At 35.0% G+C, this 21,595-nt stretch carries 25 protein-coding genes; 7 read left to right on the top strand and 18 right to left on the bottom strand.

Translation table 11 applies throughout. The features are described from left to right. Nucleotides 1–76: 76 nt before the first annotated feature. From C1T31_RS05640 to C1T31_RS05620, 5 genes are all read right to left on the bottom strand, one after another. Nucleotides 77–811: an acetolactate decarboxylase gene (locus tag C1T31_RS05640; RefSeq protein ID WP_103051755.1), complete on the bottom strand. Its 735-nt coding sequence runs from the start codon at nucleotides 809–811 to the stop codon at nucleotides 77–79. An 8-nt stretch (nucleotides 812–819) separates the two neighbouring features. Then, nucleotides 820–1,218 (bottom strand): hypothetical protein, encoded by a 399-nt coding sequence (locus tag C1T31_RS05635; RefSeq protein WP_123912631.1) that lies wholly within the window; start codon nucleotides 1,216–1,218, stop codon nucleotides 820–822. A gap of 35 nt (nucleotides 1,219–1,253) precedes the next feature. Beyond that, nucleotides 1,254–1,649: a putative quinol monooxygenase gene (locus tag C1T31_RS05630; RefSeq protein ID WP_103051508.1), complete on the bottom strand. Its 396-nt coding sequence runs from the start codon at nucleotides 1,647–1,649 to the stop codon at nucleotides 1,254–1,256. A gap of 160 nt (nucleotides 1,650–1,809) precedes the next feature. Continuing rightward, entirely contained in the window at nucleotides 1,810–2,085 is a 276-nt protein-coding gene (locus C1T31_RS05625; protein ID WP_103051507.1) for a hypothetical protein, read from the bottom strand. 157 nt (nucleotides 2,086–2,242) lie between these two features. After that, nucleotides 2,243–3,280, bottom strand: a complete 1,038-nt coding sequence (locus C1T31_RS05620) for a DUF1214 domain-containing protein (protein WP_207764260.1) — start codon at nucleotides 3,278–3,280, stop codon at nucleotides 2,243–2,245. A 148-nt stretch (nucleotides 3,281–3,428) separates the two neighbouring features. On the opposite strand from C1T31_RS05620, the gene C1T31_RS05615 reads away from it, so the two are divergent. Genes C1T31_RS05615 through C1T31_RS05605 form a run of 3 tightly spaced genes read left to right on the top strand, consistent with a single transcriptional unit; the run spans nucleotide 3,429 to nucleotide 6,599 of the window. Next, nucleotides 3,429–4,025, top strand: coding sequence for a SprT-like domain-containing protein (locus tag C1T31_RS05615; RefSeq protein WP_103051506.1), 597 nt, complete (start codon nucleotides 3,429–3,431; stop codon nucleotides 4,023–4,025). Between the two features lie 3 nt (nucleotides 4,026–4,028). Then, nucleotides 4,029–5,108 carry a mannose-1-phosphate guanylyltransferase gene (locus C1T31_RS05610; protein WP_103051505.1) on the top strand — a complete coding sequence of 360 codons (1,080 nt, stop codon included), beginning with the start codon at nucleotides 4,029–4,031 and terminating at the stop codon, nucleotides 5,106–5,108. A 3-nt stretch (nucleotides 5,109–5,111) separates the two neighbouring features. After that, nucleotides 5,112–6,599, top strand: a complete 1,488-nt coding sequence (locus C1T31_RS05605; protein ID WP_103051504.1) for a DUF389 domain-containing protein — start codon at nucleotides 5,112–5,114, stop codon at nucleotides 6,597–6,599. Nucleotides 6,600–6,620: 21 nt separating this feature from the next. On the opposite strand, the gene C1T31_RS05600 is transcribed toward C1T31_RS05605, so the two are convergent. Next, the gene (locus tag C1T31_RS05600; RefSeq protein WP_103051753.1) at nucleotides 6,621–7,388 is read right to left on the bottom strand and encodes an ABC transporter ATP-binding protein; all 768 of its coding nucleotides are present in this window, start codon (nucleotides 7,386–7,388) and stop codon (nucleotides 6,621–6,623) included. Then, nucleotides 7,388–8,125, bottom strand: a complete 738-nt coding sequence (locus tag C1T31_RS05595; RefSeq protein WP_103051503.1) for an MlaE family ABC transporter permease — start codon at nucleotides 8,123–8,125, stop codon at nucleotides 7,388–7,390. Before C1T31_RS05595 ends, C1T31_RS05600 begins: the two co-directional genes overlap by 1 nt. Nucleotides 8,126–8,234: 109 nt before the next feature. Here C1T31_RS05595 and pafA point away from each other — a divergent pair, with 109 nt between their 5' ends. Then, nucleotides 8,235–9,920 (top strand): alkaline phosphatase PafA, encoded by a 1,686-nt coding sequence (pafA, locus tag C1T31_RS05590; RefSeq protein ID WP_103051502.1) that lies wholly within the window; start codon nucleotides 8,235–8,237, stop codon nucleotides 9,918–9,920. A 3-nt stretch (nucleotides 9,921–9,923) separates the two neighbouring features. Here the strand turns inward: pafA and C1T31_RS05585 are convergent, their stop codons facing one another. The 6 genes from C1T31_RS05585 to rsfS form a co-directional block, all read right to left on the bottom strand. Then, a complete protein-coding gene (locus tag C1T31_RS05585) occupies nucleotides 9,924–10,190 on the bottom strand; it encodes an acyl-CoA-binding protein (RefSeq protein ID WP_103051501.1) in 267 nt (88 codons plus the stop codon). Further along, complete coding sequence (locus C1T31_RS05580; protein ID WP_103051500.1) at nucleotides 10,187–10,837, bottom strand: phosphatidylserine decarboxylase family protein; 651 nt, start codon at nucleotides 10,835–10,837, stop codon at nucleotides 10,187–10,189. Before C1T31_RS05580 ends, C1T31_RS05585 begins: the two co-directional genes overlap by 4 nt. Nucleotides 10,838–10,839: 2 nt before the next feature. After that, nucleotides 10,840–11,649, bottom strand: coding sequence for a phosphatidate cytidylyltransferase (locus C1T31_RS05575; protein WP_103051499.1), 810 nt, complete (start codon nucleotides 11,647–11,649; stop codon nucleotides 10,840–10,842). A 1-nt stretch (nucleotide 11,650) separates the two neighbouring features. Then, nucleotides 11,651–12,259, bottom strand: a complete 609-nt coding sequence (locus tag C1T31_RS05570) for an LUD domain-containing protein (RefSeq protein ID WP_103051498.1) — start codon at nucleotides 12,257–12,259, stop codon at nucleotides 11,651–11,653. A 112-nt stretch (nucleotides 12,260–12,371) separates the two neighbouring features. Continuing rightward, complete coding sequence (ftsH, locus tag C1T31_RS05565; RefSeq protein WP_103051497.1) at nucleotides 12,372–14,321, bottom strand: ATP-dependent zinc metalloprotease FtsH; 1,950 nt, start codon at nucleotides 14,319–14,321, stop codon at nucleotides 12,372–12,374. Nucleotides 14,322–14,329: 8 nt separating this feature from the next. Further along, nucleotides 14,330–14,701, bottom strand: a complete 372-nt coding sequence (gene rsfS, locus C1T31_RS05560) for a ribosome silencing factor (protein ID WP_103051496.1) — start codon at nucleotides 14,699–14,701, stop codon at nucleotides 14,330–14,332. Between the two features lie 94 nt (nucleotides 14,702–14,795). On the opposite strand from rsfS, the gene C1T31_RS05555 reads away from it, so the two are divergent. Beyond that, nucleotides 14,796–15,527 carry a biotin--[acetyl-CoA-carboxylase] ligase gene (locus C1T31_RS05555; protein WP_103051495.1) on the top strand — a complete coding sequence of 244 codons (732 nt, stop codon included), beginning with the start codon at nucleotides 14,796–14,798 and terminating at the stop codon, nucleotides 15,525–15,527. On the opposite strand, the gene C1T31_RS05550 is transcribed toward C1T31_RS05555, so the two are convergent. Together C1T31_RS05550 and pyrE are read right to left on the bottom strand one after the other, a co-directional pair. Further along, nucleotides 15,524–15,919: an SRPBCC family protein gene (locus tag C1T31_RS05550; protein WP_103051752.1), complete on the bottom strand. Its 396-nt coding sequence runs from the start codon at nucleotides 15,917–15,919 to the stop codon at nucleotides 15,524–15,526. The two genes, C1T31_RS05555 and C1T31_RS05550, sit on opposite strands and share 4 nt — an antisense overlap. 28 nt (nucleotides 15,920–15,947) lie before the next feature. Next, nucleotides 15,948–16,592 (bottom strand): orotate phosphoribosyltransferase, encoded by a 645-nt coding sequence (gene pyrE, locus C1T31_RS05545; protein WP_103051494.1) that lies wholly within the window; start codon nucleotides 16,590–16,592, stop codon nucleotides 15,948–15,950. Between the two features lie 128 nt (nucleotides 16,593–16,720). Between pyrE and C1T31_RS05540 the strand changes: the two genes are divergently transcribed. Continuing rightward, entirely contained in the window at nucleotides 16,721–17,302 is a 582-nt protein-coding gene (locus tag C1T31_RS05540) for an NUDIX hydrolase (protein WP_103051493.1), read from the top strand. A 10-nt stretch (nucleotides 17,303–17,312) separates the two neighbouring features. Here the strand turns inward: C1T31_RS05540 and C1T31_RS05535 are convergent, their stop codons facing one another. Genes C1T31_RS05535 through C1T31_RS05525 form a run of 3 tightly spaced genes read right to left on the bottom strand, consistent with a single transcriptional unit; the run spans nucleotide 17,313 to nucleotide 20,681 of the window. Beyond that, the gene (locus C1T31_RS05535; RefSeq protein WP_103051492.1) at nucleotides 17,313–19,547 is read right to left on the bottom strand and encodes a tetratricopeptide repeat-containing hybrid sensor histidine kinase/response regulator; all 2,235 of its coding nucleotides are present in this window, start codon (nucleotides 19,545–19,547) and stop codon (nucleotides 17,313–17,315) included. Next, nucleotides 19,544–20,302 (bottom strand): LytR/AlgR family response regulator transcription factor, encoded by a 759-nt coding sequence (locus C1T31_RS05530; RefSeq protein ID WP_103051491.1) that lies wholly within the window; start codon nucleotides 20,300–20,302, stop codon nucleotides 19,544–19,546. The genes C1T31_RS05535 and C1T31_RS05530 overlap by 4 nt, the downstream gene beginning before the upstream one ends. Further along, nucleotides 20,295–20,681, bottom strand: a complete 387-nt coding sequence (locus tag C1T31_RS05525; RefSeq protein WP_103051490.1) for a hypothetical protein — start codon at nucleotides 20,679–20,681, stop codon at nucleotides 20,295–20,297. Before C1T31_RS05525 ends, C1T31_RS05530 begins: the two co-directional genes overlap by 8 nt. Nucleotides 20,682–20,908: 227 nt before the next feature. Between C1T31_RS05525 and C1T31_RS05520 the strand changes: the two genes are divergently transcribed. Beyond that, the gene (locus C1T31_RS05520) at nucleotides 20,909–21,562 is read left to right on the top strand and encodes a hypothetical protein (protein ID WP_103051489.1); all 654 of its coding nucleotides are present in this window, start codon (nucleotides 20,909–20,911) and stop codon (nucleotides 21,560–21,562) included. Nucleotides 21,563–21,595 lie beyond the last annotated feature (33 nt).

Genomic DNA, 21,595 nt, shown 5'->3' with positions numbered 1-21,595 from the left:
CCGTAAAAAAATCGGTAAAAATCTGATTCATAAGATTTAATGATGCTTATGGTTTTGCAAAAAATAGGAACTTTCGCTATTTTTTTGGAAGAAATAATGTCATATTATCAATTTCCAGAGCGTCCAAATGACCCATTTTTTGCTCGTCTTTAGTTACAAGATGCATGTGCAAAAATGAATCATGATGGGTGAAAATACCCTGATGTTCGGTTGAGAAAAACCCAATGATTTCTACTGTTTCATTTTTTAGTTTGTAATTGGTTTGACCTTGGTGAGCTTCATCAGGCGATGACACTTTTGTGCCTTTGGGTAAATTCTGAACGTGGATTATGGCATCTGAAACTTGACCAACTAATTTAAAGGTAAAAGGTCTTTTAAGATCCATTGTTTGCTGGTCAACAAATGTTTCTAATTCCTGGATGGTCTTTATGTTTTCTGGCAATTCAATGTTGTGCCATTCTTTCACATGACTATACACAAAGAAAGGCGCAGAAACATCATATCGTTTCTCAACAGTCATAGTCGAGTCCGAAGTTACTTTGGACAAATAGCTCACGCCATTGTTAATCATTAGTTCACCTGTTAAATAGCTTGTTGGTCCAAGCCCATAAAGATTAGATTTATTCATGATGGTGTCCAAATCAATGCTACTGCCCAATTCGCCTTTCCACATCACATGTTTCATGGCACCAACAACCTGAATGTCAGGATATGTTGTGCTTTCTTTTTTTTGTGATTGACAAGCTAAAGTTGTAAACGCCAAAACCACAATACCTACAAATAAAGGATGCTTATTTTTCTTGATTTCCATAAACCACATTAGTTTTTTCGTGTTCCAGTCCAAGGTGCGGTAAACTGTCGGTTCGGGCAGTAGGTCATACCATACAGTTTGTCATCTAATAAATAGCCGGAATGATAATACACATTACTCTGGTCTTTGGTGCTAAAGGCAAAATAGAGTTTGTCCCATTTGTTATTAATAAGGCCTTGCTCTAAACTACTGCCATAAAAAGTTCCAGTAAATGTGTTGTCGGATATGGATTGCACGACAAAATCTTGAAAATATCCTTCCGATTGTGGGGTGGGACGCAAGTCAATGAGCCATTCCCCAATAAGCTGACTGTTAGGAGATGTATCTACGCTGGTTTCTTGATTTTGAGCTTGACTATTTATGCCCATTAAGAGTAAAAACATAACGGAAGTGACAATCTTTTTCATAATTGTTTAAGTTCTAAATTTATGTGAGTAAGGTATTAATTAAATTCTTTGGAAACACGCCAAAATGTAATATCTGGAGGTCCAGCTAGAAAGTTATTAGAGCTGGCCATAAACGCTTTAATGTACTCCGTTTCCATGTGTTCATTATTGTAGTAGTCAACATCTTCCCATTCTTCGTAAAGTAAGATATTGGTATCATCATTGGGGTCCACATGAAGCGTAATACCTTTAAAGTAGGGTTCATGCTTTACCTGTTCAATCAATTTGGTTAATGCCGTTATGGTTTCGGAACTCTTATTAGGTTGGGTCTTAAACTTTAATAATACAATAGTGTTTGTTGTATTGTTACTAGCATTGTTTGTGTTTTTCTCACAGCCTAATGTCATTACAAACAAAGTTATCATGAGAATAAGATTCTTGATGCTTTTCATGGAAATGTGGTTTGATTAATTGGTTTATTTAACCACAAGTAGAGTTAAAGGTTTTTGGGAAGCGAATCCTAAAATTTACAAAATTTAAAATGGATGAGGAATTTTGGTTTAAAGAATCAGATTTAATACCCTGCAAATGTTGTTGTAAAAAGTGTTTTTTTCAATTATTTAGTAGAAAGAGAATCAATATCAAGAGAACGACTGACACAAAAATATAAACCAAAGCAACTTTTTTTGCTTCTTTCTTTGCACGAAGACGTATATCAGTTTTAATTCTTTTCAATTCTTCAGGAGTAACTTCTTTAAATTCAAGTTCAGTCTTTCCTGAATGGTATTTCATCAATGCTTTTGTGTCTTTAAATTTCCGACGCTTGAGTAATTTTCGATTTTCTCTACTGCTAACAACGGCATGAGCCATGCTTCCCTCTCCACCCATAATTCATTTTTTGGTTAACTTACTGTTCATCATTGATTTCATTGTTTGCAACGGTTGGTGTATGGTACGTATCCCAAAGGGTATGCACTATACACAGTGTTGGCAAACGTTTTTATTCTTTTAAATTGCTCAAAAATCAAAAAATAATTATTCCATCTTAATTTGATTTTTCAACTTCGGGAACCAAATAATCACCACTTAAAACTTCTTCTCCTGGCAGGTAAACTCTTAATAAAAAATTCCAACCTTCAGGAGCATCTAAACGGTTTGTAACATCGCCACAAACATCTTTTGATCCATAATGTACGGTAAAGGTGCCATCTCCGTTTAGTTGAACATTGGAATTATTTAACAGACAATTCTCTGTTTTGATATAACCGTCTTCTCCGTAAACGGTAATAGACCAAAACCCTTTATTCTCTGGTACTTTATAAGTGGCTTTGTAGCACTCTGAAGCAATTATTTCTTTTGGCTTATAATTTAAATAGGTTGCAGCTTCTTCAGGCAACAAGCCCCATGCAGCTGCTGCAGCAATGTGTCTTGTCTTTTCATTTACTTCACCTCTTTTTCCCATCATACCTTCCCAGCTAGAAAACTTTGCACTTTCCTCATTGTAGACTGCTCTTAAAGAATCCAGAGACTCTAAACTCCATTTAAATTCTGGAAACTCTTGTGCGGACTTGGACTTTACAATAAATTGACCTTGAAGATCATTGAGTTTTTCAATTTCTTCATTGTCATCTGCATTTAAGACCTGAAGTCTTATTATAATGTAAAGAAAATCAGTGTTGCCCTCTATTTTGTATTGACCAGGTTGATAAATCAAATCTTGTACGTAGTGGTCATTATCAATGATGAAAATAGATGCATATCGATCATCTGGCATTTCAGGAAATGTAATATCCAAGCCATCACTTGCATCAAACACTCCTCCTGAATATAGTACATCTCTATTCATACGAATCACTGTTTGCTTGTCTAACGGTGTTGGTTTTCGAAAGTGGAAAAACTTGTTAGTTTGTCCCGCATTTTTAATCATTTCCATGAAGGCACGATCCGTTTCGGCTCGAATAAATGTTTCCGGAGTAACCATTACTGGCTCATTTGCAGCTTTGGTTTTTTTCGGGTTTGATTTCTTGCTTTGATTGCATGCCAGCAGGGAGATGATTACAATAATAAATAATACTTTTTTCATATCGTCTTCTTTTAATGTTTGCCAACAATTGGATAAACGCAATGGCGTTTATTCCCATTATGTTTACATCTTTAAAAATAGCTAAAATTATGACTTTTCTCGAAGTTTAACCTATAAATTCCTGAACAAAAAACTGTAAGTTTGCAGTATGCAAGCACACCTACATCAGCACATACCTCAAGCAGCCATACAACAGCTGGAAAGCCTGCTGGATCATGACCATGTTAGTGTCCAAGTCAAACGGGAGCGTAAAACCCGACATGGTGACTACAGACGCTTGCCCAATGGGTGGCACCAAATTACTATCAACGCCAATCTCAATCCCTATCGGTTTTTAATCACCTTGGTACATGAGGTGGCGCATTTGGAAGCTTATCTAAAATTTGGGAGAGCCATCAAGCCACATGGCAAGGAGTGGAAGCGTACGTTTCAACGACTCATGTTGCCCTTTCTAAACCCACAGGTATTTCCGCAGGATTTATTACCATTACTGGCCAGACATTTTAAAAATCCCAAGGCGTCTAGCGACACCGACGTTCAATTGGCTTGGGCCCTCAAACAGTTTGATGCTCCCAATGATAAAACCTTTGTTTTCGAAGTCCCTTTGGGGCAAACTTTTAAGTTATATAATGGGCGAATATTCAAAAAAGGTGAAAAGCGTGTAAAACGTTATGAATGTGTTGAGGTTGCATCAGGAAAATTGTATCTTTTCAACCCCAATGCCGAGGTAGAACTAGTAAATTAAATTATGAATAAAAACTATTATGCCATACTCATGGCAGGTGGTGTGGGCTCAAGATTTTGGCCAGTAAGCACCCAAGACTTTCCAAAGCAGTTTCACGATATGTTGGGAACGGGCGAAACCCTGATTCAAAAAACCTTTAGCAGGTTGGCCAACATGATCCCCAAAGAAAATATATTCATTCTTACCAATGCGCGTTACAACGATTTGGTTTTGCAACAATTGCCAGATATTTCTCAACGTCAGGTAGTACTGGAACCAGCTATGCGTAATACAGCACCTTGCATTTTGTATGCATCACTTAAAATCCAAAAGGAAAATCCCAATGCGGTCATGATTGTAGCGCCTAGTGATCATTGGATTGAAGATGAGCAAGCCTTTACCCAAAACGTACAGCAAGCCTTCGATTTTTGTACGCAAAATAATACACTAATGACTTTGGGTATCCAACCCACTTTCCCCAATACGGGTTATGGTTACATTGAATATGATAAAAATAACAGTGAAGCAATAAAACCTGTAGCACAGTTTCGAGAAAAACCCGATTATGAAACCGCCAAACAGTTTATAGCCCAAGGTAATTTTTTATGGAATGCTGGTATTTTTATGTGGAGTGTCCACAGTGTTATTGAAGCTTTTAAGGGTAATCAACCCGAATTATTTCAGCTTTTTGAAAAAGGGATTGCTACTTATAATACATCAGACGAAGCAAACTTTATTGCCGAGAATTATGCTAAAGCCGAAAATATATCGGTAGATTATGCCATTATGGAAGCTTCCCAAAACGTGTTTGTGCTTCCGGCTAATTTTGATTGGAATGATCTAGGTACTTGGGGAAGTCTCTATGATAAAATAGACAAAGATGATCAAAATAATGCGGTGGTGAATGCTCAAGTTTTAATCCAGGATGCATCGGGAAACATGATCAGGACTCCTAAAAATAAGGTTGTGGTTTTAGATGGTATAAATGATTACATCATTGTTGATAAAAAGGAAGTTTTGCTTATCTTTCCTAAAGCAAAAGAGCAGGATATTAAAAAGATACTGCAGGGTGTGAAAGATAAGTTTGGTGATAATTTAGCCTAGATTATGGAAGAAAATAAATTCAATTTCTCTGACGAAGAAGAAAAAAAGCAGACATCAGCCGACGAAGCCAAAAAAGATGCGGCTGTTGAAGAATCTAAAAAAGCAGTTCAGAAAGATGCTAAAGGTTTATTTCAAAACATACGCAAATTCCTGAATGAACTGTTAGATTTTAGGGAAGATACTGATCGCGATGAAACTATAGAAGCCATAAAAAAAGACATTCCTTTTAAAGGTGCCACAGCCTGGATTTTGGTGTGTTCAATTTTTGTAGCCTCCATTGGATTAAATGCCAACTCCACGGCTGTAGTTATTGGAGCCATGTTAATTTCGCCCCTAATGGGACCTATTTTGGGTATTGGCTTGTCGGTAGCGGTAAATGATATTGATACCATGCGGAAGTCATTAATCAATTTGGCTACCATGATTGTATTGAGTTTATTAACTGCCTATTTATTCTTTTGGCTATTTCCTTTGAGTGAAGATACCTCCGAACTTTTGGGAAGAGTAAAACCTGATATTCGTGATGTTTTGATAGCCTTTTTTGGTGGATCGGCATTGATTATTGCCAAAACTAAAAAAGGAACAATTGCGTCGGTTATTTTTGGTGTGGCCATTGCTACAGCCTTAATGCCGCCCTTGTGTACGGCTGGTTATGGATTGGCAAAGGCTAACTGGACGTACTTTTTAGGCGCCATGTATTTATTCATAATCAATACTATTTTTATTGCATTAGCAACTTTTATTGTATTGAAGGCTTTACGCTTTCCGATGCTTAAATATGCCAATTCAAAAAAGCGCAAGCGTATTGCCAGAATTGCCTCATTATTAGCCATTATTGTGATGGTTCCTGCAGTCTGGACTTTTTGGTCGGTACTAAAAGAAAGTAATTTCAACACGGCAGCCAAATCATTCATTGACACCGAACTAAAAGGGTTAGCCCAATATGAATATATCAAAAAGAATGCATCTTATAATTTTAATGATGGGGACTCATACATAACCTTCAATACCTATGGTCTTGAAGAAATTCCAGAAACGACGATCAATTTATTGAGAAATAGAAAGTCAGCCTATCCTGCATTGGAAAATACACGCGTTGTCTTTAACCAAAGTCGTACGGAAGGTTTTGACAACTTAAAATATATGGAGCAGCTTCGATACCGTGATTCGATAGATTTAATTAGACAAAATCAAAAAATAGCCTATTTAGAAGAGCGCGAAAAGCAACTGACTGCTTTGGAGAAAAAAATGATTCCATTTAATCAGGTTTCCAAGGAAGTTCAAATTAATTACGAAGCACTATCAAGTTTTAGTTATGCCAATGAAATGACAACCAATTTTGAAAAAGCTGATACCTTATCGGTATTTACAGTTCAATGGGATATGTCTAAAATTAATGAACGCGATATTCCTACAGAAACCGATAAGTTGAGTCGCTGGTTAAAGGTGAAGCTGAACCTAGATACGCTTGTGGTAAGGCGTCAACGTTAAAGTTGTTAGATTTCTGAAGAATTATTGCCGTTCCTCAATATACATTTGACGCACCTTTTTAAATAACTCCGAAGAATACACAAAGTTTGTGACCGCTTCATTATCGGTTTTAAAAATGGTTTCATTGGAACCTTCCCAGGCTTTGTAGCCATCTTTTAAGAACACAATTTTTTCACCGATTTCCATCACGGAGTTCATGTCATGAGAATTGATGACTGTAGTGATGTTATATTCGTCTGTAATCTCTTGAATCAGGTTGTCAATGACTGTCGCGGTTTTTGGGTCTAAACCCGAATTGGGTTCGTCACAAAACAAGTACTTGGGTTTGTTTACTATGGCTCTGGCAATAGCTACCCGTTTTTGCATGCCACCAGAAGCCTCACTGGGCATTTTATTATGGGCATCGGCTAGGTTAACGCGTTTTAATACAAAATCCACTCGATCCATCATTTCACTTTTGCTTTGTTTGGTAAACATCCGCAGTGGGAACATAACATTTTGGGCTATGGTCATAGAGTCGAATAAGGCACTTCCTTGAAATACCATACCCATTTCGGCACGTAGTTCCCTTTTTTGATCTCTGGATAATTCAGAATATATTTTCCCATCATAAGAAATAGTTCCTTTTTCAGGGTGAAATAATCCTAACAAACATTTTAAAAATACAGTTTTTCCAGAACCACTTTGACCAATGACCAAGCTGGTTTTACCTTTTTCAAAAGTAGTCGAAATGCCTTTTAAAATATGGGCATCTCCAAACGATTTATGTAAATCTTTAACTTCAATCATTAGCTTAACATCAATTGTGTTAAAATATAATTTAACAATATAATCATCACACTGGTCCAAACAAAGGAGGTGGTACTGGCCTTTCCTACTTCCAGTGCACCGCCTTTCATATAATAACCATAATATGATGGAATGGTTGCCAGCAAAAATGCAAAAACAAATGTTTTGATAAAAGCATAGGTGATGTGGAATGGTATAAAATCCATTTGAACACCTGTTATATAATCTTCTAGAGTGCTAAATCCACCATAAATACAAGCTGCCATACCACCTAAAATTCCTAAAAACATGGCTATGGAAATAACAAATGGATAAAGCATCATAGCCACGAATTTCGGGAAAACCAAATAATTAATGGTATTGATTCCCATTACTTCTAAAGCATCAATTTGCTCTGTAACACGCATGGTACCAATGCTCGATGTTATGAATGATCCTACTTTACCAGCCATAATAATGGAAATAAAGGTGGGTGCAAATTCTAAAATGACCGATTGTCTGGTAGCAAACCCAACCAAGTATTTTGGTATTAATGGATTCGAGATGTTTAATGCCGTTTGAATGGTTACAACGCCACCAACAAAGAATGAAATAAAGGCAACAATACCCAAAGAGCCCATGATTAAATCATCAACATCCTTAAAAATCAAACTTTTCATAACCGACCATTTGGTAGGTTTGCGAAACATCTCCTTAATCATTAAGAAATAGGTTCCAATATTATGAAGGTAGGTCATAGATTTTATTGTTCACGCTAAAATAAAAAACTAAAACGTATTTAACCGTAATTTTAAATAGCGATATTTAAAAATGAGTATTTTTGAGGCCTAATTGTGTTAAGTCATTATGAAAAAGATTTTTTTGTCCCTTATTTTTAGTATCAGTCTAGTTTCTTGTAAAGCCCAGAATACGGTTTTAAACCAAAATGAACAATTCACTGAAGTTGATTCTAATCGACCCAAATTAGTCATAGGAATAGTGGTGGACCAAATGCGCTATGATTTTTTAACACGTTTTATGGATCGCTATGGAGAGGGTGGTTTTAAGCGTATGATTCGGGAAGGATTTAACTGTCAAAACAATCATTTCAATTACATTCCAACCAAGACAGGGCCAGGGCATGCTTCCATTTTCACAGGAACGACGCCTAAATATCATGGTATAATTGGTAATAATTGGTTTGATAAACAATTGGGAGAAGACGTTAACTGTGTTCAAGATGACAATGTTAAACCCATAGGAACGGAAAGCAAGGACGGTATGAAGTCGCCTATACGCATGTTGAATACCACATTTGCAGATGAGAATCGATTGTTTACACAAATGAAAGGGAAAACAGTGGGGATTTCATTAAAGCACAGAGGCGCCATTTTGCCTGCTGGACATACGGCCAATGCGGCCTACTGGTTTGATTATGATCACGATGGCACTGGTAATTGGATTTCAAGTTCGTTTTATATGGATGATTTGCCAGAATGGGTTAAGAATTTTAACGAATCTGATAAGGCTGAATCTTATTTTAAAGTTTGGAATACTTTGTACGACATCAAATCTTATTTAGCGAGTGGTACAGATTTAAATACGTTTGAAAGAATATTTAAAGGAAAGGAAACGGCAACATTTTCTTATGACCTAAAAGCCTTAAAAGACTATAATGGTGGGTTTAAGATTATTGCCGAATCACCATTTGGCAATAGTTTAACAACAGATTTTACAATTAAGGCCATTGAAGCCGAAGGTTTAGGAACAGATGCTATTACAGATGTTCTTACCGTAAGTTATTCTAGTACGGATAAAGTAGGCCATGATTTTGGCCCAAATTCAGTTGAGGTTGAAGATACCTATTTGCGATTGGATTTGGAATTGGAACGTTTGTTTAGTGCCCTAGATAAGAAGATAGGCAATGGTGAGTATGTTGTCTTTTTAACGTCAGACCATGCGGCCCCTAATGTACCATCATATTTGTTGTCCCAAAGAATTCCTGCTGGACTTTTTGATGAAAGTGCCATGAGAAAGGAAATGAATGATTATTTGTTACAGAAGTACCAACAGTCCAATTTAATTTTAAGTAGAATAAATAATCAATTGTTTTTGAACCATAACAAAATAAATGAGTCTGGGTTAAATCTTGAAATACTTAAAAATGATATAGCCAATAAATTATTGAACTACCCTTTAATTGATAAGGTTTATGTCACATCGCCTATCAATCAATTTATGGGGCCGGAAGGGTATTTGGAAACCTTGCTACGCAATGGCCATAATCAAAAACGTTCGGGCGATATTCTGTTTGTTTATGAACCAGCAGTATTTAAGGATACACCATGGAACAGAACAGGAACCGATCATCATTCGGGTATGAATTATGACACGCATGTACCGTTACTATTTTTTGGTAAAGGAATTGCACACGGTAGTACCTTGAAGCGTACTGAAATTACGGACATAGCCCCAACGATATCAGCATTGTTAGGTATTAGTTTTCCAAATGGGTCTATTGGCACACCACTTGAGTTTGTAATTAAGAATTAATTCTTATTTGCGGTACAGAAAATAGTTATTTACTAAATCAATGTAAGTTCTTTTGGCCTCTTCCTGCGAAATGTTTTTTACTTGAAACAGGGCATTGGTTTTAAAGGCATTGATTATAGGTTTTCGGCTACTGGGCCTGCCGTAATTATTAGTTGCCTTTTTATAGTAGGCATACAGACGTAATAAGAAATCAGCAGGAAATGGCTCTGTGTGCGCGTTGATGCGCTCAACGGCCTCTTCAAAAGCGATATCTAATTCTTCAGAAGTCATTTTTCAGCTATAATACTTTCGCCTCCTCGAACCTTGTCGTTAAGAGCTACTTTGATATTTGAATCTAAAGGTAAAAATAAATCAACTCTGGAGCCAAATTTAATAAATCCAGAATCACTTCCCTGGACTACCTGTTCTCCTTCAATAGCATAATTTACGATACGTTTGGCTAAAGCGCCCGCAATTTGCCGATATAACACCTTGCCAAATCCATGATTCTCGACAACAACGGTTGTTCGTTCATTTTCTTCGCTAGCTTTGGGATGCCATGCTACCAGATATTTTCCGGGATGGTACTTACTATATAGAATTTTGCCGCCAACTGGATAGCGAGTGACATGCACATTAATTGGAGACATAAACACACTGACTTGGATACATTTTTCTTTTAGATATTCCTTTTCAAAAACTTCTTCAATAACAACCACTTTTCCATCAACGGGAGACACCACATTATCATCATTAATGTGAACAAAGCGTTTTGGATTTCTGAAGAATTGTAAAATAAGCACTAAAAATACTAATAGTGCTATCATAACGGAAGTTTTAATCCATGAAGCTAGATTGAAGCCATCAATCAATAAAAACAAGCCAACAACTATAATAAGTGTTCCTAAAATTATTTTATGGCCTTCTTTGTGAAACATAGTTATAGAATTTGTAAGTACAGGTAAATAAATGGTGAAGCAAAAATAATACTGTCCAATCGATCTAAAAGACCACCATGACCGGGCATTATAATACCACTATCCTTAACATTCGCCTGACGCTTAAATTTGGACTCTATTAAATCGCCCAAAGTGCCAAACACACTAATAATAATGGCTAAAATAAGCCATTGATTAAAATGAAGTGTTTCTGTAAAGGTAGCAATAAAATAACTTGCTACACATGAAAAAAAGAGTCCGCCCAAAAATCCTTCAACGGTTTTTTTAGGTGATATTTTCGAGAATAACTTTTGCTTACCAAAATTCTTGCCCACTAAAAACGCAAAAGTATCATTGGTCCATACCAATATAAAGGACCCCAAAAGGATTAAAGGTTCGAAATTATGTTTAGGATTGGCAATGAGGATTAAAAAGACAAAGCTACTAGAAAGGTAAAACGTGGTGATAATAAACCGTTTCGAGATAAACAACGGAATTGTTTTCTCCGTAAACAAATCTTTAATGAGAAACAATTGAACAAAAATAGTGATGACTTGTAAAATTCTTGTGGCTTCTTCCAAGCCATTGTGGGAATTCATAAAAAACTGCCAATATCCAAAGACCAGATAAAGAACCGTAAAAATTATAAATGGGATTAGCGATTTGTAATCAATGAGTTTTTTAAATTCTGCCAGACATATCAATCCAAAAGCATAGAACAAGACAATTAAGGCATGCTCGTTTAAAAGAGAAACCATTAAAAGGCTTATGTAGAGTAATCCAGTAAATGATCGGGTGAGGATTTCTTTCATTTTAAAGATCTTCTAATAGCAACAAATATAGGTTTTTGGAGCTGCTACCATAAGTCATAAAATCTTTTTCTTCAATAGATTTGAAATGTTTGATAGTGGTAATGTTCGTTGGTATTTTTTTTCTGTTTTTAGATTTAATACCACGTAATCCCTCACCAATGTTGGCAGTAATCTGACTGGTTGTAGCAAATACTATAAAGTTATCAGGAAATTCCTTTAATTTTTTTTCGGCAATTTGGTTTGAAGAAATTAATAGAGAGCCATCGTCCGCTATCAAATTTTCACAAGTTGTAAAAAAATAGACAGATTCAGAAACTGTGTTGGTGGAAGTGATTTCAGAATCGCTAAAACGGTCTTTTAGGTTTTTATCTAGTATTAAACCTTTTTTTTCGTGCCAGTCATTTTCAGAAAGAATATTGTTGAATGATTCAAATACTTCATCCAGGTTTTCACAATACAAGAACTTGCCGCCATTAGCCTTAAAGTTTATTGTAAACCGTTCGTCTATAGGCAGTTTGATTTCAGGCATGTATTTACTACGTTCCCCTGATTTTACTTCTTCCTCTTTGTCATCAGATTTGGAACCAAAAAGTTTTCTAAACAGACTCATGTATTAAATAGCTATTAATCTGTGTAATTTAGGTGTTTTTCAAATATAAAAAATCTTAAACGAACCTTTAGGTTTATTTAAGATTTTTAGTTAAAGTTAACAGAATAAAAGATTATTCTTCTTCGTCAGTATCCGTATCATTTGATTTAAAAGGTCTTTTGCCAAATATTTTTTCAAGATTGTCTTTGAAAATAACCTCTTTTTCAAGTAATACCTCTGCCAATTGGGTTAATTTATCTTTGTTAGCTTCTAGCAGGCTAATAGCACGTTGATATTGCTCTTCAATGATGCTTGATATTTCTTTATCAATCAATTCGGCTGTTTGCTCACTGTAAGGTTTTGTGAAACCATATTCACTTTGTCCAGACGAATCGTAATAGGTTAAGTTTCCTACCTTGTCACTCAACCCATAGATGGTTACCATAGCACGGGCTTGTTTGGTAACTTTTTCCAAATCACTTAAAGCTCCCGTTGAAATTTTATTGAAAATGACCTTTTCAGCAGCACGACCACCAAGAGCAGCACACATCTCGTCCAGCATTTGTTCAGGTCTCACAATCAAGCGTTCTTCAGGTAAGTACCAAGCAGCACCCAATGAACGTCCTCTAGGTACAATGGTGACTTTTACAAGTGGCGCGGCATGTTCCAACATCCAACTGACAGTGGCATGGCCAGCTTCATGATAGGCAACTGCTTTCTTTTCATCTGGTGTGATGATTTTATTCTTCTTTTCCAATCCACCAACAATTCGGTCAACAGCGTCCAAGAAGTCTTGTTTGTCAACCGATTTTTTACCTTGTCTGGCAGCAATTAGTGCGGCTTCATTACAGACATTGGCTATATCGGCACCTGAAAATCCAGGAGTTTGTTTTGACAAGAAATCTATATCCAAGCCTTTGGCTTTTTTAAGCGGTCTTAAGTGAACCTCAAAAATCTCTTTACGCTCACGAACATCTGGAAGATCGACAAAAATTTGTCTATCAAAACGTCCGGCACGCATTAAGGCCTTATCTAAAATATCAGCACGATTGGTTGCAGCCAGAACAATCACATTGGTGTTGGTTCCAAAACCATCCATTTCTGTCAATAACTGATTCAAGGTATTCTCACGTTCATCATTACTTCCAGACATGGCATTCTTTCCTCTAGCACGACCAATAGCATCAATTTCATCTATAAAAATGATAGCTGGTGATTTTTCTTTTGCCTGTTTGAATAAATCACGAACTCTGGAAGCACCAACACCAACAAACATCTCCACAAAGTCAGAACCAGACAATGAGAAAAAAGGTACTTTAGCTTCACCAGCTACGGCTTTGGCCAATAAGGTTTTACCAGTCCCTGGAGGTCCTACCAGCAAGGCACCTTTTGGAATTTTACCTCCCAAAGACGTATATTTTTCTGGATTTTTTAGGAAATCAACAATTTCCTGAACTTCTTCTTTAGCGCCTTCCAATCCAGCAACATCTTTGAAAGTCGTTTTAACTTCGGTGTTTTGGTCAAATAGTTTGGCTTTAGATTTTCCAATATTGAAAATCTGCCCTCCAGCACCACCGCCAGCACCACCTGACATACGTCGCATGATGAATATCCAAACACCAATCAATAATATAAAAGGCAGGATTCCTATCAAGAAATCGCCCCAAAGGTTTTGTTCTGTTTTATATTCTATACGTGGTTTGGGATCTAAATTTTCAGAGTTGACAATTTGTGCAATGTCATCTTCAAAATTCTGTAGGTCTCCAAATTCAAAAGTGTAGTTTGGCAGTCTTGTTGCACTTGGCAAAAAGTTGGTAGGCTTTGACTTTTTATGCACATCTTTAGATTCGGCTTCTTTGGTCAAATAAACTTTAGCCTCACGTCTGTTTACTATTTCAACCTTTTCAACATCGCCATCCCTTAAATAATTCATAAATTGAGAAGGCGTTGTAGGATTGGCGTCCTGAAAACCACTACCGCCTAAAATGTTCAATATTAAGAATATACCAATAATGCCAGCGTAAATCCAATAGGGGCTAAACTTGGGTTTTTTATTTTTAGGTTTTTTGTTATCGTTTGTCATTAATCTGCTTAATAATTTGTTTCAATCACAGTTGTTTTGGCATCTCCCCAAAGACTTTCAATATCATAGTATTCACGAATATGCTTTTGAAATACGTGTACCACTACATTAACATAGTCCATAAGCACCCATTCGGCATTATCTTCTCCTTCAATGTGCCAAGGTTTGTCTTTAAGTTCTTTACTTACTTTTTTCTGAATGGAATTAACAATGGCATTTACTTGTGTGTTTGAGGTTCCTTCGCAAACAATAAAGTAGTCGCAAACCGTATTCTCAATTTCCCGTAAATCTAGAATGTTTATTTCCCTTCCCTTTACATCTTCAATCCCGCTTAATATAGAAGTTATTAATTGGTCTGCATTAGAATGTTTTTTCGCCATTAACTTGATTTAATTTGTGCAAAGTTATTATTTTTTAGTTCTTTATAGTGTAAAAAAATCATAAGATTTTACCTCTACGTAAGATTACAATTATATGCATATCATCAAACTTAATGCCACCGATTCCACGAATTCATATTTAAGGCATTTAAGTAATACTGAAACTTTAGAGGATTACACGGTTGTTGTAGCAGAATTTCAAGAGTCCGGTCGTGGACAAATGGGAACAGTTTGGGAGTCGGAACCAGGTAAAAACCTGATGTTTAGCGTATTGAAAGATGTTTCTTTTCTAAAGATACAGTCTAATTTTTACATTAGTAGGGTAGTGTCACTGGCATTAATAAAATCGTTACAGCAATTTTCTGTTCCCAAATTAAGTATCAAATGGCCTAACGACATTTTGTCAGAAAACAGCAAAATTTGTGGTGTTTTAATTGAGAATATGCTTAAGCAGGATTCTTTAAAATCAACAATTATTGGAATTGGAATGAATGTTAATCAAGTTAATTTTAATGATTTGCCTAGAGCTTCATCGTTGAAGCTTATTCTGGGAACCCAATTTGATTTGGATGAGTTACTCATTGCTGTTGTCAAGAACCTAAAGTACTATTTTAAAAAATTGGAAAAACAGCAATTCCATGTTCTAAAAACAGAGTATGAAAATTATTTGTTCAGAAAAGATAGGCCCTCCACTTTTCAGGATGTTCACGGGAATTTATTTTCTGGATATATCAAACAAGTCACTGAATCTGGATGTCTTCAAGTTCTTTTGGAGGATGATAAATTATCCGATTTCGATTTAAAAGAAATTACCTTACTTTATTAAATAGCACTTGGAATATTGGTTGATAAGGTCTCAATAAATTTTGATATTGGCCCTTTAATCATCATGGCCATCATAGGGTTGAAATCACCATTGAAAACTAATTGAACCGCACTTTTATCAGATTCAATTTCAGTAATATTGCCGACCAATGAAAAATCTATTTTACCACCAGCAGCTCCCAGAACTATTTGGTTTGGAGGAATGGTTTCTTTCTTTTTAAGGACAATTTCAGGCATCCCTTTCAAAGCAAACAAAAATGTGTCATCACTCAATACTTCAAATTTACTAATGTTTTCAGGCATTAATTTTTCAAAGTTCTTGACATCGGAAAGAAAATCAAATACCTCTTGTGGTGATTTTTTGACAGTTGTTTGCGGAGATTCTAAATTCATAAGTTTTGTATTGTTTTCTATTGGAATATCAATTAGCGTTCCATTCTGCAGGATTGGCATTCCAAGATGCTAAAATGTCTTGTTCTTTGCTGGAAATATAATTGGTGTGTTGAGCCTGTTCTAATAGTGATTCGTAATCACTCAATGTTAACAAGTGTACGTTTTCTTTTTCGAAATTGTCTTTGGCAACCTGAAAATCGTAAGAGAAAATAGCTATCATTCCCTTGACATTGGCATTATTTGCTCTAATGGCTTTAACGGCATTCAAGCTGCTTTTCCCGGTACTGATTAAATCTTCAACGACTACCACGTTTTGTCCACCTTCGAGATGACCTTCAATTTGATTTTGTCGACCGTGACTTTTAGCTTCAGGTCTTACATAAATAAAAGGCAAGCCTAAATACTCCGCCACAAGCATGCCTATTCCAATCGCACCAGTAGCAACCCCAGCAATAACATCCGGTCTTCCGTATTGTTTTTCAATTTGTTTAGCCATGGTTTCACGAATATAATTGCGAATAGGTGGGTAGGATAGTACAATTCTATTGTCACAGTATATAGGTGATTTCCAACCAGATGCCCAAGTAAAGGGATTTTTTGGTTGCAGTTTAATGGCATTAACCTGAAGTAAGACTTCAGCGGTTTTTCTGGCGGTGTGTTTGTTGAAGATCATGTAGGCAAAATTACATTTTTTTTGAAAATCTCCGTTTCAAAAAAGGAGATAAAATTATTTTTTAAAGTCTTTGCAGTGATTTAAAAATTGATATTTTTACAGAACTTAATTAAGATAAGTCTTAAGGTATGTATAAAGTTTTTGTTAATGATAAACCTATTATCTTAACAACAGAGGTTGAAAAAGAAAGTAAATTCAAAAACTATCTTTTAAAATCTGTAGATATTAGGAAAGTAATAAAAGAACTGAATACAACTTCAATCAAAGAGGTGCGACTCGTGCATCACAAAGAAGACAAACTTTTAAAACTATTTCTCAAAAAATTACCCAATGTTGTAGCTGGTGGCGGTAAAGTCATTAACAAAAAAGGAGAGGTTCTGTTTATTTTTAGAAACGGTAAATGGGATTTGCCTAAAGGTCGAACTGAAAAAAAGGAATCGATTGAAGTATCGGCCTTAAGAGAGGTGGAGGAAGAAACTGGTGTGATAGGGTTAGAAATCATAAAGCCTTTAGATACAACTTATCATATCTTTAAACGCAATAGTAGATTCCGCATTAAAATTACCTATTGGTTTGAAATGACAAGCGACTTCGATGGCGAATTCAAACCAGAAGAATCCGAGGGTATTACCAAAGTTGCATGGTTAAATTCTGAAGAACAACAGGAGGCGCTTAAAAATTCTTATGCTAACATTCGGTCCTTAATTTAAATTTAGAATTCTAATTACCAAAGTATTCAGATAATTTCACCAATAATTGTTCAGGTTTATAGGGTTTGGGTATAACAGCATTCATGCCAGACTCGATACATTTGTCAAGTTCTGATTTAACAATGTTTGCCGTCATTGCCAATATGGGAATTGGCATCATTTGATTGTTACTGCTTTCTATTTTCCGAATTTCAATTGTAGCTTCAATCCCGTTTAATACAGGCATGTGCATGTCCATTAAAATTATGTCAAACGAATTAGATTTGAAAAGTTCCAGTGCCTCATGTCCATTTTTAGCCTTTTTAAGCGAAAAATCCTTGATAAAATAATTCAAGTCATCTTCAATGACCATAGTATTAAATTCATCATCTTCTGCCAATAAAATGCGGATGCCTTTTAATTCTGTCCCAATTTTTAATAGTTCTGGTTCGGTATAAATAGCTTTTTCCATACTTTCGGTTGATTGATTAATCAATGGTAAGGTGAAACAAAATTTACTGCCTTTGTTTATTTCACTTTCCACCCAAATCTCACCATCTTGTAGCTCAACTAATTTTTTTGAAATACTCAATCCCAAACCCGTACCTTGAAATATTTGAGATTTTGATTTCTCGCCTTGTTCAAACGAATTAAAAATAGTTTCTAGTTTTTCTTGAGATATTCCTATCCCAGTATCTTCAACACAAAAGAGTAGGTTATTAGTTGTTTTTAGTGAGCAGGTTAATTGAATGGAACCTTGCTCGGTAAACTTGATAGCGTTTCCAACAAGATTCATCAAGATTTGATTTAATCGTAAGGAGTCACCAACTATTTGATCAGGAACGTTAGAATCTAATTTATAGCTTATTTTCAATCCTTTATCTTTTGCTCGGTATTGCAAGGTTTTAACGACGCTTTCTACCACTGACTTTGGATTCATTAAAACATACTGTATTTCGAGTTTTCCAGATTCAATCTTTGATAAATCAAGTATGTCATCTAACAAAACCAAGAGATTGTCGGAACTGGTTTTCATAGCCTCCAAATAAGGTAATTGTTCATTGAGGTGAGAATTGCGTAGTAGACTATTTGTCATGCCTGAAATAGCATGCATAGGAGTTCGAATCTCATGACTCATATTGGCTAAAAACTGTTCTTTATATTTTTCTGACTGTTCTGCACGTGCTTTTTCTTGAACAATGATTGTGTTTTGTCTTCTAATAAGTTTTAAACGATTGAAAATATAAATTAATCCTATGATTAAGATTATTAAACTACCAGAAATTATCCAAATTATCAGACGCTGATTAGCTAATTTTTCAGCATTTATGGCTTCTTTTATGCGAGTTAATTCCTTTTGTCTTTGCAAGTTATAGTTCCCTATTTTTTGGGCCGTTTTATAGGAGTTATGCTTCTCGCTAATTTTATAATATTCATTAAAATGGTAATAGGCCTGTTCAAAATCATTTAAGGCAGCATAGCTTTTTCTTAAGCTTTGATGAGCGTTGGCTCTATCAGCCATATGGCCAGTACTTACAACAGCATTATAAGCCTTTTTCGCATAAATTAATGCTGAATCAGGCTTGTTCAATTTTAAGTATGCTTCTGACATATTATTGTAGGTGGTTCGGACAAAATTGTTACTGAGTTTTAGGCATATATTTCCATATCTTATGGTTTCCGTATAATTTTCTTGAATAAGTGCCATCCAGGCTTTTGTTTCATATTGAGCTGCAAGGAATTCAGTATCGTTTTGAGATATTGCCCATTCTTGTATGTGTTGGAATATAGAATCTGATTTTTGTTTATTACCTAAATCATTTTCCAATATGGCCAGCCTTATTAAATGGGTTTTAGCTTGTTTTATATCCTTATCGTTATTGGCTGCTTGAATAGCTTTTTTTATATATACGATGCTCTCTTCGGTTTCTTCCTGACTTTGTAACAACCAACTTATATTGTCAAATAACTTGGATTTTAATTTGTTTGAAACATAAATTTGCGGATTTTCTTCAATTAAATCCTCAAGGTTTTTCGCATCGAAATAGCTAGATGTAAAATCTTGAAAGCTCCCTAATTTATGATATAATATATCATTTAAAATGTGTATTTCGGATTGGATATCTCCAGTAGCTCTAACGTTTTCCAATTCACTTTCAAGTCTTTCAAACTCAAGCAAATTAGCGTTCTGTAATGAGTCTTGATCATGTTGTCCAAAAGCCAATACAGATATTAATATTACAAATAGAGTTATGGTGTATCTCATATTAATTCATTATTGAACCAATTATTAAAAGTGTCTTTTTTTCGTCTTGAAATTGGAATTTTCATTCCATTTGATAAAAATAGTGTAGAGCCGTTAGGGTTTTCGGTAATATGCAACTTATTAATTAAATACGATTTATGACATCTAAAAAAGCCTTTGTCTTCCAGTAACTCCTCCAGATTACTTAACGTTTTTGACACTAATTCTTTCTTGCTGTTTACCATATTGATGTAGCTATAATTCCGTTCGCCTTCTATACTAATAATGTCTTTTAATTGTATATGTAATTCACCTTGCTGGGTTTTTAAAATTAAAATTTGATCGCTTGCTTGTTTTGATTTCAAATTTTGTAGAGCAATCGGAACATTATCTGATTTTTGATTCTTCTTAAAACGAAGTATGGCATTTTTTAATTCTTCTAAATCAAATGGTTTTAACAAATAATCCAAAGCATTGAATCTGATTGCTTTAATTGCATAATGCTTGTATGATGTAATAAAAATCGTTTTAAATGTAATAGCATCCAATCTGGAAAGCATCTCGAATCCAGTCATATCAGTCATTTCGACATCTAAAAAAACCAAATTAGGTTTTAATTGTTGGATTTTAAGAATACCTTCTCGACCATTATTCCCTAAACCCAGAATCTGAATTTCGGGGAAATATTGATTGAGTTTATCCTTCAATAATTCTTGAATAAATGGGTCGTCATCAATGATAACTGCCGAAATAGAATTCAATTGAATATTAGACATGATATTTTTGGATGGTTTTGGTGACTTCAATTAAAGCACCTTCCAATTTACTAATTATTTCAGTGACTAAAACTTCTAATTCCTGATTGGGCATCGTTTCGTATTCAAACTCCAAACGCTGAATAGGAATGATAATATTTTGAATACCAAAAAACTGTAACTGTGGACTCATTTTATGTAGTATCTGTCGTATTTGAGTTCGGTTGTCTTGGTTTTTTGCCTTTTTTAATTGATTTAATCGCTCAGGAATTAATTCTTGAAATTGAAATAAATACTTAAGCATGCGTTCAGTACTACCTCTTGAAACGGCTAATACATTTTCAAGATTAATATAGTGCATTTGTTGTTCAGCATTCATTTCAATAATTTTTTTGGTCATGCAATTTTATTTAAAGATACCTTATTTATTAATAACTTGATTATCAATTAATCAAACGGTTTATTTATGCGTTTTTTACCGTTAGATAAACCGCTTGTACAATTGTCATGGAGTTGGATAAAAAAACATAGGATGATCAAAATTGATATGTTAATATTGGTTTAAGATTTAGAAACGTAAATGCTAAATCAACTGAAAATTAATCTATTAATCTAAAACCAACTATTATGAAAAATTTAGTACTAATTTTTACACTTGCCCTTTTTACGATAAGCTGTTCAACTGAAGAAGTATCGGGACCAATCGAACAAAATGTTAATTTGGAAAAAAACACCAACTTAACGGAATCTCTAAACATTATTCAATCTGATTCTCAGATTATGGAGTTTATTAATTCAAATCAAACGCATCGAAACAACGGAAATGGCGTTATGCTATTGGATGACGGATTTAACTTATCCTATCTAGCAAATACAGGCGATTACTTTTATATTATTGGTGGAGCAGGTAGTATTGAGGCCATGCCAGATGGTAGAGCAAGATTTTCAATTCACACGAATTCGCCTTCAGCAGCTGTAATTAGTTTGCCATTTTTTGAAACGACGTATTCAAGTGATTGTATAGAAGGGCCACTAGGGACTTTTAATTATAATTACATAAGCGAATATGTGGTTGAAGTATTTGAGCCAATTCCTGGAATGGTATTTACTTTTTACTTGCCTACTGGTGAAAATGCTTCTAATGAAACAGTAAATGGTCATTGTAACATGAGTGACGCTCAAGTGATGTTTGATGAAAATTTTGAATTTACAGGTTGTACTGAAGCTACAGAATATAAAACTATGCGAATAAGACCAAATTCTGGTATATCTGTAGAATAAAGCTTTTCTAATTAACCAACCATTTTTTAGTTA

The sequence above is a fragment of the Hanstruepera neustonica genome, assembly GCF_002895005.1.
Taxonomy (GTDB): domain Bacteria; phylum Bacteroidota; class Bacteroidia; order Flavobacteriales; family Flavobacteriaceae; genus Hanstruepera; species Hanstruepera neustonica.
The sequence above is the reverse complement of the archived record's forward strand: the minus strand, read 5'-3'. Positions and strand labels throughout refer to the sequence as shown.